The sequence below is a fragment of the Nocardia amamiensis genome (genome assembly GCF_015477605.1).
Taxonomy (GTDB): Bacteria; Actinomycetota; Actinomycetes; order Mycobacteriales; family Mycobacteriaceae; genus Nocardia; species Nocardia amamiensis_A.
In genome coordinates this window covers 77,546-92,316 of the sequence record NZ_JADLQX010000001.1, presented here as the reverse complement: position 1 = coordinate 92,316, position 14,771 = coordinate 77,546, and the positions used below count along the sequence as shown (strand labels likewise).

The window sequence follows — 14,771 nt, the reverse complement described above, 5'->3', positions numbered from 1 at the left end:
CAGGTCGTGCCCCTAGGCTATCCCAACTGGTAATCGGTGCGACGTGGTGCCGGGCGGGGACGTAATCTCGATGCCATGCGAGTTCTGGTCGTCGACAATTACGACAGCTTCGTCTTCAACCTGGTGCAATACCTCGGTCAGCTGGGTGTCGATGCCGTCGTATGGCGCAATGACGATCCGAACCTGGCCGACGTTGACGCGGTCGTGCGCGATTTCGACGGCATCCTGATCAGTCCCGGCCCCGGTACCCCGGACCGTGCGGGCGCCAGCATCCCATTGGTGCGTGCCTGCGCCGACCACGGCGTTCCGCTGCTCGGCGTATGCCTGGGCCACCAGGCGATCGGCGAGGCGTTCGGCGCCACTGTCACCAGGGCTCCCGAGTTGCTGCACGGCAAGACCAGCGAGGTCTTCCACATCGGCGCCGGTGTACTCGCCGGCCTGCCCGACCCGTTCACGGCTACGCGGTACCACTCGCTCACCGTGCTGGAGGACACCCTCCCCGAGGAGATCGAAGTGCTCGGACGCACCGAGAGCGGGATCGTGATGGCGATGCGTCATCACACGCTGCCCATCCATGGCGTGCAGTTCCATCCCGAATCGGTCCTGACCCAGGGCGGCCACCGCATGCTGGCGAACTGGCTCGGCGTGTGCGGAAAGCGTCCCGCCGAGGGCTTGGTGGCGGCGCTGGAAGCGGAGGTCGCCGCGCTGGTGCTGCAGTGACCCGTCCCCATGTGCTGCTGTCGGTCGCGGTGAGCATCGACGGGTACATCGACGATGCGAGCCCCGAGCGGCTGCGCCTGTCCGGCGCGGCGGACTTCGATCGCGTCGACCAGGTCCGCGCGGACTCCGATGCCATTCTGGTCGGCGCGCAGACCCTGCGCAGGGACAACCCGCGGCTGCTCGTCGACAGTCCGGACCGCAGAGCGGCCCGCGTCGCCGCGGGCAAACCGGAGTTTCCGCTCAAGGTGACCGTGTCCGCGAGCGGCGACCTGGACCGAGGCTTGCGGTTCTGGCATCACGGCGGCGGCAAACTCGTCTACACCACCGACGCGGGCGTGGCGAAACTCGCCGATCGGTTGGCCGGTCTCGCGGAGGTGGCCAGTCTCGGCGCGGAACTCGACTTCGGAGCGGTGCTCGACGACCTGGGCCGTCGCGGCGTCAGCCGCCTCATGGTGGAGGGCGGCACCCAGGTCCACACCGCTTTCCTCGCTTCCGACTTGGCCGACGAACTACACGTCGCCGTCGCTCCCATCCTGGTCGGCGATACTGCTGCGCCGCGATTCCTCGGCGACGCGCGGTACCCCGGCGGGCCGCATCGCAGGATGCGGCTCGCGGAGGTCACTCAGGCGGGCGATGTCGCCGTGCTGCGCTATTTGCCGAAGGCGCGTTCGGTCTGACGAGATCCGCCCATTGGGCGACGAAGGGCACCACTTCGACGCGGCTGCCGTGCACCAACCGATCCGGCGCTGGGAGATCAATCGAGTTGTCATCGCCAGGCGAGATCTCGTGATCGATGTACCGGTGCGAAAGCTACGGCAGCCGCCGTCGAAGCCGAAGTCCAGCGGACGGTGTCCCAAGGGCACCGCCTGGATTATGTGCCGAACCTAGGGACGTCCGTAGACGGCGGTGACGAACTCGCCGAGCTGGTTGTCGTCCAGGTGCCTGGCCAGATCGGCCTCGCTGATCATGCCGACCAGCCGCTTGTTCTCGATCACCGGCATGCGCTTGACCCGGTTGCTTTCCATCTCGTCGAGAACGACCTCGATGTCGGCGTCGGCATCGACCCATCGCGGCGTCGCTTCGCACAGTTCTTCCACCCGCGTGCTCGACGGCGATTTGCCATGGGCGATGCACTTCACCACGATGTCGCGGTCGGTGACGATGCCGCACATCCGTTCGTTCTCGTCCGCGATGACCAGTGACCCCACGCCGAGTTCGTCCATGAGCCTGGCGGCCCGTTCGACGGTCTCTTCCTTGGTAATCCACTGTGCGCCGGGCTTCATGATGTCCCTGGCAGTGGTCATGAGCTACCTCCTTGTGGTCAGCTGCGCTGATTAGGATGAAGCAGCCCTATTCTCCCGCAATTCACACCGGGTGGTCTCGTTTTCTCGATACCGATAACGACACCCCGCGCGGCCACGGGCGCGACCGCGCGAGAGTCAAGCGATCGCCCCGGTCGTGATCGCGATGGTGGCGTTCTTGCCGACGGACGAACCAGCCGACGGCTGCTGGGCGACGATGCGCCCAACGTTGCCCGGATCGAATACCGTGGACTGACTGATCTGCGAGAGACTGCCGGTCCAGCCGCTCTGGCGCAGTCTGTCCACCGCCTGAGCGGGCGTCAGCCCCCGGATCTCGGGCATGCTGATCTGGTCGCCGGTGGATACCTGGAGCACCACGGTCGAACCTTTGTCGGCCGACGAACCGCCGGCAGGTTTGGTGGCGACCACCTCGCCCTTCGGCTGCGACGAGGCGACTTCCTGGATCTGAACCTTGAAATTGGCTCCCTCGATATTCGGCTGCGCGACGTCGATCGACTGACCGATCACGTTCGGCACCCGAACCTTCTCCGGGCCGCCACCGATGACGACCACGATGGTGCGGCCCGCGTCGACCCGGGAGCCCGCCGCGGGTTCGGTGCCGATCACCTTGTCGGTGTCCTGGATGCTGGAGGGCTTGCGGTCCACGTTCGGGTCCATCTGCAGCCCGATGGAGTTGAGCTTCTGCTCGGCCTCCTGCTGGGTCAGACCGTCCAGCCTCGGCACCTGGACTTGCGCCGGTCCGCTGGACACCTGGACCGTGACGGTGCTTCCCTCGTCGATCCTGGAGCCACCGAGTGGCTGCGTGGCGATCACATTGCCGGTGGCGACCTTGCCGTCGGGCTTCTGCTGAATCGCCACCGTGAATCCGAGCTTCTGCAATGCGTCCTGCGCCTGCTGGGCGGACTTGTTGGCCAGGTCGGGAACCGCGACTTGGTCCGGCCGGCTCCCCGGACCGATCAACACCCAGAACAGCGCGAAGACCACGGCGATCGCCGCGGCAGCGCCGAGTGCGATATAGGCGGTGCGGCGTCGGCCGTCCGGGTCGGCCGACTCCTGCTCGGCGGTGTCGTCGTCGCGCTCGATGGTGCGGTAACTGCGCGGCGCCGGCTCGTCCGAGCTCATGAAGCTGCTGCGGTCCTCGTCGGTCATCACCATCGGGGCGCTGGGCTTCTGCCCGCCGAGCACCCGGATCAGGTCGGCGCGCATCTCGGCCGCGGTCTGGTATCGGTTGGCCGGGTTCTTGCTCATCGCCTTGAGCACGACCGAGTCCAGTTCCCGCGGAACGCCGGGGAACACGTGCGAGGGCAGCCGCGGATCCTCCCGCACATGCTGGTAGGCCACGGCGATCGGCGAGTCGCCGGTGAAAGGCGGCTCGCCGGTGAGGATTTCGAACAGCACACAGCCGACCGAGTAGACATCCGAACGGGCGTCCACCGTCTCGCCGCGAGCCTGCTCCGGCGACAGATACTGGGCGGTGCCGATCACAGCCGCGGTCTGCGTCATCGGGTTCGAGCTGTCGGCGATCGCGCGGGCGATGCCGAAGTCCATCACCTTCACGGCGCCGGACCGGTTGATCATGATGTTCGCGGGCTTCATATCGCGGTGCACGATTCCGGCCTTGTGGCTGAAATCCAATGCCGCACAGACATCCGCGACGACCTCCATGGCCCGCCGCGGCGGCAGCGGGCCCTTGCCGCGCACGATGTCGCGCAGCGTATCGCCGTCCACGTACTCCATCACGATGTACGGCAGCGGACCGCCGTCCACCTCGGCCTCGCCGGTGTCGTAGACCGCGACGATGGCCGGGTGATTCAGCGCCGCGGCGTTCTGCGCCTCCCGCTTGAACCGGAGGTAGAACGTCGGGTCGCGCGCCAAGTCGGCCCGCAGCACCTTGATCGCCACGTCCCTGCTCAGCCGGATGTCACGCGCCTTGTGCACTTCGGACATGCCGCCGAACCCGATGATCTCGCCCAGCTCATAGCGAGACGAGAGATTCTTCGGGGTCGTCATGGCTGTCCTTGCGACGAAGTAGCGGATCCGCTGCGGGAGGCCGTGGGGCCTTGGGCGCCGGGAATTCCGGGAAATGGTATTTGGATCGTCGGAACCCGCGGCAGAGTGGTTGTGGTGGGGGTCGGCGTGGTCGTCGTCGGCTTCGTCGTGCTCGGCGCCGTGGTGGTGGGCGGCGTGGTCGTCGTCGGCTCCGGGGTCGTGGTCGTCGGATCGGTGGTGATCGGTTCCGGAATGGTCGTGATCACCGGCGGAGGCGCGGGCTTGGGGCTTGTGGTGACCACCGGCGGAATCGGCTTCGGGTTCGGCGCGACCGTCGAGGTCGGCGAGGGCGTCGAATCCGGGTTGGTATCGCCGCCGAACAGCAAGTAAGTCGTGATCGCGCCGAACAGCAGCGCGCCGAGGCCGAGCCCGGCCATCCACTTCTGCGTCGTGGTCGGCCGCTTGCCGCCGGGTGGCTGGCTGCCGTCGGAGCTGCGGCTCAGCATCGTCGCCGGAGCCGCGACCGCCCCGGCGCGGGTCGCCGCGCCGACCGCCCCGGCCGCAGGCGTCGAGTAGCGCACCGTGGCGCCGTCGAAATCGGTTGGTGCGGAGGGGATGACGGTTGTCGGGCCGGGTGGCAGTACCCGGGTGGCCCCGGTCAGCGGTGCGCCGGGATGGGCGCCGCTCGGCGGCGGTGGACGTCGGCCGGCGCGCACCGCTGCGACCGCGTCGGCGAACTCGCCACCCCGGGCGTAGCGACGCCCGGGGTCCTTCTCCATCGTGATCTCGATCAGTTCGCGCACGTTGCCGGGCAGATCGGCGGGCATCGGCGGCGGGGCTTCGCGGACGTGCTTCATTGCCACGGTGATCGCGCCGTCGCCGGTGAACGGCCGCTGCCCGGCGAGCGCCTCGTAGCCGACCACGCCGAGCGCATACACGTCGCTGGCCGCGGTGGCGTCCTCACCGACCGCTTGCTCCGGCGCGATGTATTGGGCGGTGCCCATCACCATGCCGGTCTTCGTCACCGGCGACGCGTCCACCGCCTTGGCGATGCCGAAGTCGGTGATCTTCACCTGTCCGGTCGGCGTGACCAGGATGTTGCCCGGTTTCACATCGCGATGCACCACGCCAGCGCGATGCGCCACATCCAGCGCGCGGCCGGTCTGCTCCAGCATGTCCAGGCCCTGGGCCACCGACAGCCTGCCGAGCCGGTTCAGCACGGTGTTCAGTGGCTCGCCCTGGACCAACTCCATGACCAGGTAGGCGGTCTCGCCGCCCTGCGGGTCGATGGTCTCGCCGTAGTCGAAGATCCCGGCGATGCCCGGGTGATTCAACTGGGCGGTCGTCTTCGCCTCGGTGCGGAACCGATGCCGGAAGGTCGGGTCGGCCGAGAACTCCGATTTCAGCACCTTGACCGCGACTCTGCGGTCGAGCCTGGTGTCCAGGGCTTCCCAGACCTGGCCCATGCCGCCGGTCGCGATCAGTCGCTGCAGCCGGTACCGGTCGGCGATCATCGCACCGTTGTTCAGCATCGAAGTCCCCGTACCTTCACTCGCACATCCATATCGTTCAGCCCCCTCGAAGACCCGCGTCCAGGACCGCGCGAGCCACCGGCGCGGCCACCGAGCCGCCGGTCGCGGCCAGCGCCCGGTCCCCGCCGTTCTCCACGATCACCGCGATGGCGATTTTCGGGTTCTGCGCGGGGGCGAACGCGATGTACCAAGCGTGCGGCGGCGTGCTGCGCGGGTTGGTTCCGTGCTCCGCGGTGCCGGTCTTGGACGCGATCTGATAGCGGGACTGGCCACCTCCGGCGGTGTTGCTCTCCGACGCGACCATCAGGTTGGTCAGGGTCGACGCTACCTCTGCGCTGACCGCTTGTCCGACCGAGACCGGCTTGGTCTTGGACAGCTCGCTCAGATCGGGGCCTTGCAGCTGATCGACCAGATAGGGCTCCATCCGGACGCCGCCGTTGGCGATGGTAGCCGCGACGACCGCGTTCTGCAGTGGGGTCAGCGCCACATCTCGCTGTCCGATGCTGCTCTGGGCCAAGGCGGCGTCGTCGGGAATGGTCCCGACGGTGCTCTCCGCCACCGGCATCGGGATGCCGCGGTGTGGTCCGACGCCGAACGCGGCGGCCTCGTCCTTCAGGTTCGCCGCGCCGACCTTCACGCCGAGTTCGGCGAATGCCGTGTTGCACGACCGCCGGAACGCCTCGAAGAGCGAAGCGGTCGGATTGGGGCCACAGGTGGATCCGTTGTAGTTCTCCAGGGTGGTCGTTGTGCCGGGCAGCGTGATGTTCGGTGCCGCGGTGAACTGGTCGTCGGGGGTCGCGGCGCCGTTGGCCAGCGCGGCGGCGGTGACCACCACTTTGAACGTGGATCCGGGCGGGTATGTCTGGGAGATAGCGCGATTCAACATCGGATGGCGCGGATCCGCACTCAGGTTTTCCCATGCCTGGGTGCCCCGCGCGCCGTCGTGCCCGGACAGCCTGTTCGGATCGTAGCTCGGCGTGGACACCATGGTGAGAATCTTGCCCGTGCTCGGCTCGATGGCCACCACCGAGCCGGTGTAGTTCTTGCTGGTCATCTGGTCGTAGGCGACCTGCTGCATCACCGGGTTGAGGGTGGTGAGCACGTTGCCACCGCGCGGATCCCGGCCGGAGACCAGGTCGACCAGGCGGCTGCCGAAAAGCTTGTTGTCGGAGCCGTTCAGCACCGAGTCCCCGGCGCGCTCCAACCCGGTGCTGCCGTACTGCATCGAGTAGAAACCGGTGGCGGGCGCGTACGCCTCGGGTTCGGTCGGATAGGTGCGCAGGTACTTGTACCGGTCGTCGGTCGCGACCGAGCTGGCCAGCACCGTGCCGCTGGCCGAGATCTGCCCGCGCTGACGGGAGTATTCGTCCAGCAGCACCCGCGAGTTGCGTGGGTCGGAGCGGAGGTCGTCGGCCTTGATCACCTGAACGTAGGTGGCATTCGCCAGCAGCGCGACGACCATCACCATCACCGCGACCGCGACTCGGCGCAGTGGAGTGTTCATATCACCGCCCCCGCTTCCGGTCGTCCCGCGTCGCGGCGCATGAACTCGGTCTGCGCGTCGGCGATCGGCGCCGGTTCCTTCTTGCGCACCGGCGCGGGCGCGCGGGCGGCGTCGGAGATCTTGATCAGCAAAGCCAGCAGTGCGTAGTTGGCCAGCAGCGAAGAGCCGCCGTAGGACATGAACGGTGTGGTGAGACCGGTCAGCGGAATCAGTTTGGTGACCCCGCCGACAACGACGAACAGCTGGATCGCGATGGTGAACGACAGGCCGGCCGCGAGCAGCTTGCCGAAGCTGTCCCGCACCGCCAGCGCCGTGCGCAGGCCGCGCACCACGAAGACCAAGAACAGCACCAGGACCGCGGTGAGGCCGATCAGCCCGAGCTCCTCGCCGATCGTGGTGACGATGAAGTCGGTCTTGGCGAAGGGCACCTGGTTGGGTCGGCCGCTGCCGAGGCCGGTGCCCGCGAGACCGCCCGTGGCCAGCCCGAACAGCGACTGGGAGATCTGGTAGCCGGTGTTGTTGTAGTCGTCGAACGGGTGCAGCCAGGTCTCCACCCGGACCCGGACGTGGCCGAACAACTGGTAGGCGAAGAAGAAGCCCAGCGCGAGCAGACCGCCGCCGATGACCAGCCAGCCGACCCGTTCGGTGGCGATGTACAGCATCACCAGCACGGTGCTGAAGATCAGCAGCGAGGTACCGAGATCCTTCTCGAGCACCAGCACGCCGATGCACACGATCCAGACCGCCAGAATGGGACCGAGATCGCGGCCGCGCGGAAACTCCATACCGAGCACGTGCCGCCCCGCGGCGGTGAACAGCTCGCGCTTGGCGACCAGCACCGAGGCGAAGAAGATGATCAGCAGGATCTTCGCGAACTCACCCGGCTGGACGCTGAACCCGGGCAGCCGGATCCAGATCTTCGCGCCATTGGTCTCGGAGAACTTGCTCGGCAAGATGGCCGGAATGGCCAGTGCGACAAGGCCGATCAGGCCCAGGGTGTAGCTGTAGCGAGCGAGCGTGCGGTAGTCCCGCAGGGCGATCAGCAGGGTGATGAACACCAGCGTGCCCAGCGCGGTCCACAGAATCTGCTGATTGGCGTCGGGGGAGGGAAGCGCCCACGAGTTGTAGGCGGCGGTCTGCTGGTCGGCCAGGTCGAGCCGATGGATCAACACGAGCCCGAGTCCGTTGAGCAGCGCGACGATCGGCAGCAGCAGTGGATCGGCGAACGGAGCGAACCGCCGTACCGCCAGGTGCGCGACCCCGAACAACGCCAGGTACGTCAAACCGTATTTGGCGATATCCAGGGTGATCGACTGTTCCTGACTGGCTTCCACCAGGAAGAGGGACACAGTCGTGATCACCGCCGCCGCGGCGAGCAGCAGCAGTTCGACATTTCGTCTGGTGCTCGGCGGTGGCGCGGGAGCGAAGCCGCCCGGGGGACTGGGAAAGGCTCCAGCCGACGGCGGTGACGGTGCGGACATCAGTCCGTCACCCGACAGTTCTCCCCTATGGATTGGGGGCTCGGCGACGTGGTCGACGGCGGGGCCGTAGCCTCCGACTTCGTCGGTGTCTTGATCTCGGTGCCGCGTGCGTCACCCTGCTCCGGCGCCGGGGCGGGAGCAGGTGCGGGCGACGCCGGGGCGGGAGCGCCGTTGGGCGCGGGCTCGGTAGGCGGGACCACACCTGGTTGCGGCGCCGTTTCCTTGGCCGGGCACGGCGGCAACAGCTCGCGCTGGGCGAGATAGGTCATCGAGTCCTTGGCCTTGTTCAGCGAACCGGGCGGCAGCCCCTTGTCCACCTGATCGCGGCCGGTCTGCTTCAGATCGCTGACCTTCAGCGGCTTGCACGACGACGGCACATCCTCGCCCGGCTCGGTCAGGGTGAGTTCCCCGTTGCGGGTCACACAGCCGACCAGGTTCACGTCGTGGATGGAGTAGCCCAGGATCGAGCCGGGCAGCCCGCGCAGGATCACCACCGAACCGTCGTCGGCGCCGACGTAGTAGTTGCTGCGGATCATCTTGTAGCCGACCAGGAGCCCGACGCAGACGGCGACGACCAGCGCCACGGCGAGCACGATCCACCGCAGCCGGCGCGACTTGCTGACTGGGGGCTCCGGTACCGCGGCGGCCCGCCGCGGCGCGGCCCGCGGCGGACGCAGCGCGGAGGCGCGGCCCGCCGCCGTGTTCGGGGGTGGCGTGTCATCGTCGACGCCGGACGCGGCTCCCGCCACGATCGGGTGACTCTGTCCGTAGTCCAGATCGATGACGTCGGCCACGACGACGGTCACGTTGTCGGGACCGCCGCTGCGTAGCGCGAGCTCGATGAGCCGATCGGCGCATTCGTCGGTGGTCCCCTCGCGCATCGTGTTCGCGATGGTCTCGTCGCTGACCACGTCCGACAGCCCGTCGGAGCACAGCAGGTACCGGTCCCCGGCGCGCGACTCACGCATGATCAGCGTGGGCTCGATCTCGTTTCCGGTCAGCGCGCGCATGATCAGCGACCGCTGCGGATGGCTGTGCGCCTGCTCGGGGGTGATCCTGCCCTCGTCCACCAGCGACTGGACGAAAGTGTCGTCCCGGGTGATCTGGGTGAGCTCGCCGCCGCGCAGCAGATACGCGCGCGAGTCGCCGATGTGCACGAGGCCGAGTTTCTTGCCCGCGAACAGGATCGCGGTGAGCGTGGTGCCCATGCCGTCGAGCTCGGGCTCTTCCTCGACTTGATCGGCGATGGCGGCATTGCCCTCGCGGGTCGCCGCGTCGAGCTTGCCGAGCAGGTCGTCGCCCGGTTCGTCGTCGTCGAGGTGGGCCAGCGCGGCGATCATCAACTGAGACGCGACTTCTCCCGCGGCATGGCCACCCATGCCGTCGGCGAGTGCGAGCAGTCGTGCGCCCGCGTACACGGAATCTTCGTTGTTGCCTCGGACGAGACCGCGGTCGCTGCGCGCTGCGTAGCGGAGAACAAGTGTCACGATCGCAGCTCGATCACTGTTTTGCCGACTCGGACCGGAGTGCCGAGCGGAACTCGGACGGCGGTGGTGACTTTCGCGCGATCGAGGTACGTGCCGTTCGTCGAGCCGAGGTCTTCCACGTACCAGTCGTCACCACGCGGAGAAAGCCGCGCATGTCTGGTCGAGGCGTAGTCATCGGTGAGTACCAGCGTGGAATCGTCCGCACGTCCGATCAGCACCGGTTGGGTGCCGAGCGAGATGCGGGTGCCGGCGAGTGAACCCTGCGTCACCACAAGAAATTTGGCGCCCTTCTGGCCCCGGCTGAAGGACGGCAGCACCGCGGAGCCGCGTGCGGCCCTGGGCTGGATCCGAATGCCGGATGCCGCGTAGATGTCGCTGCGCAACGTGCGCAGCACAGCCCACACGAACAACCACAACAGCAGAAGGAACCCCGCACGGGTCAGTTGCAGGATCAGTCCCTGCACGGCGCTCCACCTCCTGTTCGACCGTGTACGTCGGTGCCGTAGGTGCGGTTCGACCACCCCCACCAGCCTGCTGGTCTTGCCGGCCCCGGTGTCGGCGCCGCGCGTGTGTTGGCAGCATCATAGGGCCGTCGGTCGATTTCGATCACGATACGACCGACGAATCCCTCGAGAGCCATCTCGTGACCTGCACCGCGAGCTTACGGGATCAGACGATGCGGATCAGGATCTCGGAGTGCCCGGCACGGATGACATCGCCGTCGGCGAGCTGCCAATCCTGCACAGGGGAACCGTTGACCAAGGTGCCGTTGGTCGAGCCGAGGTCGGACAACATCGCGGTCTGGCCGTCCCAGCGCACCTCGATGTGCCTGCGCGAAACGCCCGTGTCGGGCAGGCGGAAGTGCGCGTCCTGGCCGCGGCCGATGATGTTGCTGCCTTCCCGGAGCTGGTAAGTCCGGCCGCTGCCGTCGTCCAGTTGCAGGGTGGCCGAGTAGCCCGAAGCGGCCTGCGGCGCTGCGCCGTAGCCCTGGCCGCCGGCGTAGCTCTGCGGCGCACCGTATCCCGGCTGCTGCGAGTAGGCCTGGCCGTAACCGCCCTGGTCGTCCTGGCCGTAGCCGCCCTGGTCGGGGTAGTTCTGATCGCCGTAGCCGGGGTCGCGGTAATCCGACTGACTGTATCCGGACTGGCCGTAGCCCTGATTTTGCTGGCTGTAGCCTTGATCGGTGTAGCCCTGCTGGCCGTAGCCTTGATCGGCGTAGCCCTGCTGACCGTAACCCTGATCGGCGTAGCCCTGCTGACCGTAACCCTGATCGGCGTAGCCCTGCTGGCCGTAGCCTTGATCGGCGTAGCCCTGCTGGCCGTAGCCTTGATCGGCGTAGCCCTGCTGGCCGTAGCCTTGGTCGCCATAGCCCTGCTGGCCGTACCCCTGGCCACCCTGCTGGTAGTCGTAGCCGTTCTGGTAGTCGCTGTAACCCTGCTGCGCGTCCGGGGCCTGGTAATCCGCCCCGTACGCGCCACCGCGGCCGTAGTCGTCGCGGTACGCGCCGTTCTGCGGACCGCCGCGACCAGCAGGCGGTGGAGCGTACCCGCGGTTGCGTGGATCGGACTCCGCGGGCTCACGGCTCGGGTCGTAGCCTGAGTTCTGCGTCATGGGGCCAGCTCCTGGTTGCGGGGTTGCAGGTCGTCGTTGTGGCGGTGATTCGGGGCGGCGAGCCGCGCTGGCTCTGTGGCCGACATCGGGATCGACGCGGCCGCTTGCCCTGAACTGTCCGGTGTGCAGCGTAGGTGATGCCTCGAACGCCACGTGTACTTCGCCGTAGGTCTGCCAGCCTTGCTCGCGGATGTAGTCCTGTAGATGTTTGGCGAATGCGCGTGTGGTGAGGTCGTGGTCGGCGTCCAGTTGCTGATGATCCGAGGAGTTGATCGTGATCACATAGCTGTTGGGTGCCAGCAGATGACCGCCGCCGAGATCCTGGACATGATCGGCGGCCTCGCGTTGCAGCGCCGCCTCCACCTCCTGGGGCACGACATTGCCGCCGAACACTCTGGCGAAGACGTCCCCGACGGCGCCTTGCAGGCGACGCTCGAACCGCGAAACGATGCCCATCTCGGCCTCCTTTCGGTGAGCGTCTCTTTCCTGATTCGTAACAACGACACGCGTGTATGGCGTGTCGCTTATCGACCACGTTCATTGCATGATATCCACGATCGTCCACACCTGTAACTCTTGGTGACGGCGCTGGGTTCCCTGGCCCGTCCAGGGGCCCTGTCAGGCCTCTGAAATGGCGATTTCGTATCCGGCGCGAGAGCGTGATACTGTCTCCCAGTCGCTCGGGCGAGTGGCGGAATGGCAGACGCGCTGGCTTCAGGTGCCAGTGTCCTTCGGGACGTGGGGGTTCAAGTCCCCCTTCGCCCACTTCACTCGTGGGAGGCCCATGCTCATGGAGAGCATGGGCCTTTCTCGTTTCGTCATGTTTTGTGGGGGTGCAACCCCCACGCCCCGCCCGGAGGGGCTTCGCCCCCCGGACCCCCCTCCGTGGGTGGTTGCGTTGGACGGGGGCGCTTGCGTTGGGGTGGTTGTGTGGAGGGGTTGCGTTGGGGGGTAATGGGGGTGAGTTGGGCTGAATGGTGTGGTCGGAGTCTCACATGGGGAATTCGCCACTGACGCAAGTCGGGTTTATGCCGAAGATATCTGTTGGTCAGGCGGGCATGCTGTGGCGTTCGAAGAATCTTGCTCGAACTCGGCGATGAATGTCGTCGGAGTAATGGCGGACGACGAGTGCTCGAACGCACCGTCGTCGGCGACGTAGAAGATTGCCCTCGTGGATGCGGGTGCCCGTCGGGCGCGGGCACGTGCACCATCCAGCCGACGCTGAAGCGGTCAGCTGGGCGAGCGGGGAGCCGGTGGTATCCGGTTGGTTGGCGTCCGGTGATGTAGTCCCGTACCCGGCTGATCGCCTGTTCGGCGGCATCGGCTCCGGCGCCTTCGCCATCAGGCCGGCGACCGAGTACTGATACATGGCACCGGTTGATGTCGAAGCGCCGTCATCGCCGAAGACGGTGATCATTTTCTCTCGGGTCACCCTGCCTGCCTCGGCGCCGGACATCAGGGCTCTGATGGCGTCCGGTCCAGGCGGCCCAGATGCCAGCGGCACCTGGGTCGGATCACGACCGCGGTCAACACGATGCCGTCCTGGGCGACAGGGCGGGAATCGGCTGGTCGGGGCTGGTTGTGCTCGGTCGGCGCGCTGCCGACCCGCGCGCCGACCGAGATCGCCCGCGGGCTCACCGCGTCGCCGAGCTTCCGGCTCGGTCCTGCCGTGTGGCGGACGCAGTGCTACCTCTGCGCCGACACCAACTTCGGCTCGTGCAGATCCAAGTAGGTCACGTCACCCATGAGGCTGCGTTCCTCTTCGAACAGCGACCTCAGGTCGTCGGGAATCTGCATCTTCTCGTGTTCGCGGGCTTCGGCTTCGGAGGTGAAATACACTGCCTCGACGAACCCGTCGGTGCCGCATGTCCCGAGGGTGCCGCCGATGATTTCCGGGCGCAATTCGTGCACCCGGTCGCCGGTCTGCTCCAGTAGTTCGCGCAGTCGGCCCGCGTCGCGGGTGTGGCCCTCCATGACCTGCACGAATCCGGCTCGATCGGAGCCGCCACCCATCCACTGGGTCACGTTGGAGCAGTCCAGGAAGGTGACCGGTCCGTCGAAACATTTCTGGGTCTCGGCCCACCAGGCGCCTTGTTCGGCCCGCTCACTGTTGCGGCGCGCCGCCTCCTCGGATTCGAATCGAACCAGCGCGACGAACGTTCCGTCGTCGCACAGTCCGCTGGTCATGCCGAGGTAGCCGGTGGCTCCGGGTTGCAGTTCCTCGGTCCACCGATCCATGCGCTGACGCAGTCGGGCCGGGTCTGCGGCTTTGCCTTGAATGACTTGGATGAACATCGATCCTCCTCGTGCGGAGCGATCTCCGCGGTGTCGCGGGGCCGGCGCGTCGTGGTCCACCGAGGGCAGGACGCCGCACGGCCCGCGACCGCGGCCGACGCACAATTAATCGTTCGCCCCGTGCATGCCGTACGCAAGTAGCAGGTCGTTCGCGGGCCCAGCCGGCAGCGGTCACCGTGTTCCCGGATTCGAGACGTTCTCGGTGTGGTGATCGACAGATGCCGCGATCCGGGTGCGCGGGCTGGTTCCGGCCGTCAGGTCGCCGGTATGGGCGTGTGCGGGTGGCGGGCGCTGTCCTGATCGCGTTGCGCGATTCGGAGGTACAGCCGGAGCAGCACGTCGCGCAGGCTGATGCCGAGCTCGGCGGCGCGGATGGTGGCCACTTCGAGCGCGAGGTCGTTGGCGGCAGTGCCGGGGTCGCTGAGCAGCTCGTCGAGCACCATCCCGTTCACGGCTTGTTCGCGGGTCAGGGTGACGGTGGGCAACCAGCTGAGCTCCCATGCCTCGCCGGTGGAAATGGACAGCAGCCGTGCGTTTTCCGGGGTGATGTCGCTGGTGATGATCGAATCGGTGATATCGAGTGCCATGCTCCGCTCTCATTCATTGTGCTCGAGATGTCGCGGAACCGCGGTTGGGCTGAGGACGCGGTGACCGGGCTCGGTCACGGCCCGAACGCGGTGGATCCGTCCGTGCCTGATTGCTATGTGTCCGAGTGGTTTCAGAAGATCGGCGCGTTGCCGAGAAGGCCGGCCGGCTGGGTGATGCCACAGCTGTTGTCTGCGCTGCCTGGACCGCGCCATATCGAGGTATCCGTGTCGGGCACCTCCTCG

General features: G+C 67.2%; 12 protein-coding genes and 1 tRNA gene. 3 read left to right on the top strand and 10 right to left on the bottom strand.

Features of this window, described 5'->3' with window-relative positions; translation table 11 throughout:
* The first annotated feature begins 75 nt into the window (after positions 1–75).
* A complete protein-coding gene (locus IU459_RS00425) occupies positions 76–720 on the top strand; it encodes an aminodeoxychorismate/anthranilate synthase component II (RefSeq protein ID WP_195127422.1) in 645 nt (214 codons plus the stop codon).
* Entirely contained in the window at positions 717–1,397 is a 681-nt protein-coding gene (locus IU459_RS00420; RefSeq protein WP_195127421.1) for a RibD family protein, read from the top strand. The genes IU459_RS00425 and IU459_RS00420 overlap by 4 nt, the downstream gene beginning before the upstream one ends.
* Before the next feature lie 207 nt (positions 1,398–1,604).
* Here the strand turns inward: IU459_RS00420 and IU459_RS00415 are convergent, their stop codons facing one another.
* The 8 genes from IU459_RS00415 to IU459_RS00380 all read right to left on the bottom strand — a co-directional run bounded on the left by IU459_RS00415 (position 1,605) and on the right by IU459_RS00380 (position 12,102).
* Positions 1,605–2,024: a CBS domain-containing protein gene (locus IU459_RS00415; RefSeq protein ID WP_195127420.1), complete on the bottom strand. Its 420-nt coding sequence runs from the start codon at positions 2,022–2,024 to the stop codon at positions 1,605–1,607.
* A gap of 135 nt (positions 2,025–2,159) precedes the next feature.
* A complete protein-coding gene (gene pknB, locus IU459_RS00410) occupies positions 2,160–4,052 on the bottom strand; it encodes a Stk1 family PASTA domain-containing Ser/Thr kinase (protein WP_195127419.1) in 1,893 nt (630 codons plus the stop codon).
* Positions 4,049–5,563: a protein kinase domain-containing protein gene (locus IU459_RS00405; RefSeq protein ID WP_195127418.1), complete on the bottom strand. Its 1,515-nt coding sequence runs from the start codon at positions 5,561–5,563 to the stop codon at positions 4,049–4,051. The genes pknB and IU459_RS00405 overlap by 4 nt, the downstream gene beginning before the upstream one ends.
* 37 nt (positions 5,564–5,600) lie before the next feature.
* Positions 5,601–7,067 carry a peptidoglycan D,D-transpeptidase FtsI family protein gene (locus IU459_RS00400; protein ID WP_195127417.1) on the bottom strand — a complete coding sequence of 489 codons (1,467 nt, stop codon included), beginning with the start codon at positions 7,065–7,067 and terminating at the stop codon, positions 5,601–5,603.
* Positions 7,064–8,548 carry an FtsW/RodA/SpoVE family cell cycle protein gene (locus IU459_RS00395; RefSeq protein ID WP_195127416.1) on the bottom strand — a complete coding sequence of 495 codons (1,485 nt, stop codon included), beginning with the start codon at positions 8,546–8,548 and terminating at the stop codon, positions 7,064–7,066. Before IU459_RS00395 ends, IU459_RS00400 begins: the two co-directional genes overlap by 4 nt.
* The gene (locus IU459_RS00390) at positions 8,548–10,035 is read right to left on the bottom strand and encodes a PP2C family protein-serine/threonine phosphatase (protein WP_195127415.1); all 1,488 of its coding nucleotides are present in this window, start codon (positions 10,033–10,035) and stop codon (positions 8,548–8,550) included. Before IU459_RS00390 ends, IU459_RS00395 begins: the two co-directional genes overlap by 1 nt.
* A complete protein-coding gene (locus tag IU459_RS00385) occupies positions 10,032–10,499 on the bottom strand; it encodes an FHA domain-containing protein FhaB/FipA (RefSeq protein WP_014980860.1) in 468 nt (155 codons plus the stop codon). Before IU459_RS00385 ends, IU459_RS00390 begins: the two co-directional genes overlap by 4 nt.
* A 205-nt stretch (positions 10,500–10,704) precedes the next feature.
* Positions 10,705–12,102, bottom strand: coding sequence for a DUF3662 and FHA domain-containing protein (locus tag IU459_RS00380; protein WP_195127414.1), 1,398 nt, complete (start codon positions 12,100–12,102; stop codon positions 10,705–10,707).
* A 226-nt stretch (positions 12,103–12,328) separates the two neighbouring features.
* On the opposite strand from IU459_RS00380, the gene IU459_RS00375 reads away from it, so the two are divergent.
* A tRNA-Leu gene (locus tag IU459_RS00375) sits at positions 12,329–12,411 on the top strand.
* Between the two features lie 921 nt (positions 12,412–13,332).
* On the opposite strand, the gene IU459_RS00370 is transcribed toward IU459_RS00375, so the two are convergent.
* Both IU459_RS00370 and IU459_RS00365 read right to left on the bottom strand, forming a co-directional pair.
* Positions 13,333–13,941: a hypothetical protein gene (locus IU459_RS00370; protein WP_195127413.1), complete on the bottom strand. Its 609-nt coding sequence runs from the start codon at positions 13,939–13,941 to the stop codon at positions 13,333–13,335.
* A 254-nt stretch (positions 13,942–14,195) separates the two neighbouring features.
* The gene (locus IU459_RS00365) at positions 14,196–14,528 is read right to left on the bottom strand and encodes a hypothetical protein (RefSeq protein ID WP_195127412.1); all 333 of its coding nucleotides are present in this window, start codon (positions 14,526–14,528) and stop codon (positions 14,196–14,198) included.
* Positions 14,529–14,771: the final 243 nt, after the last annotated feature.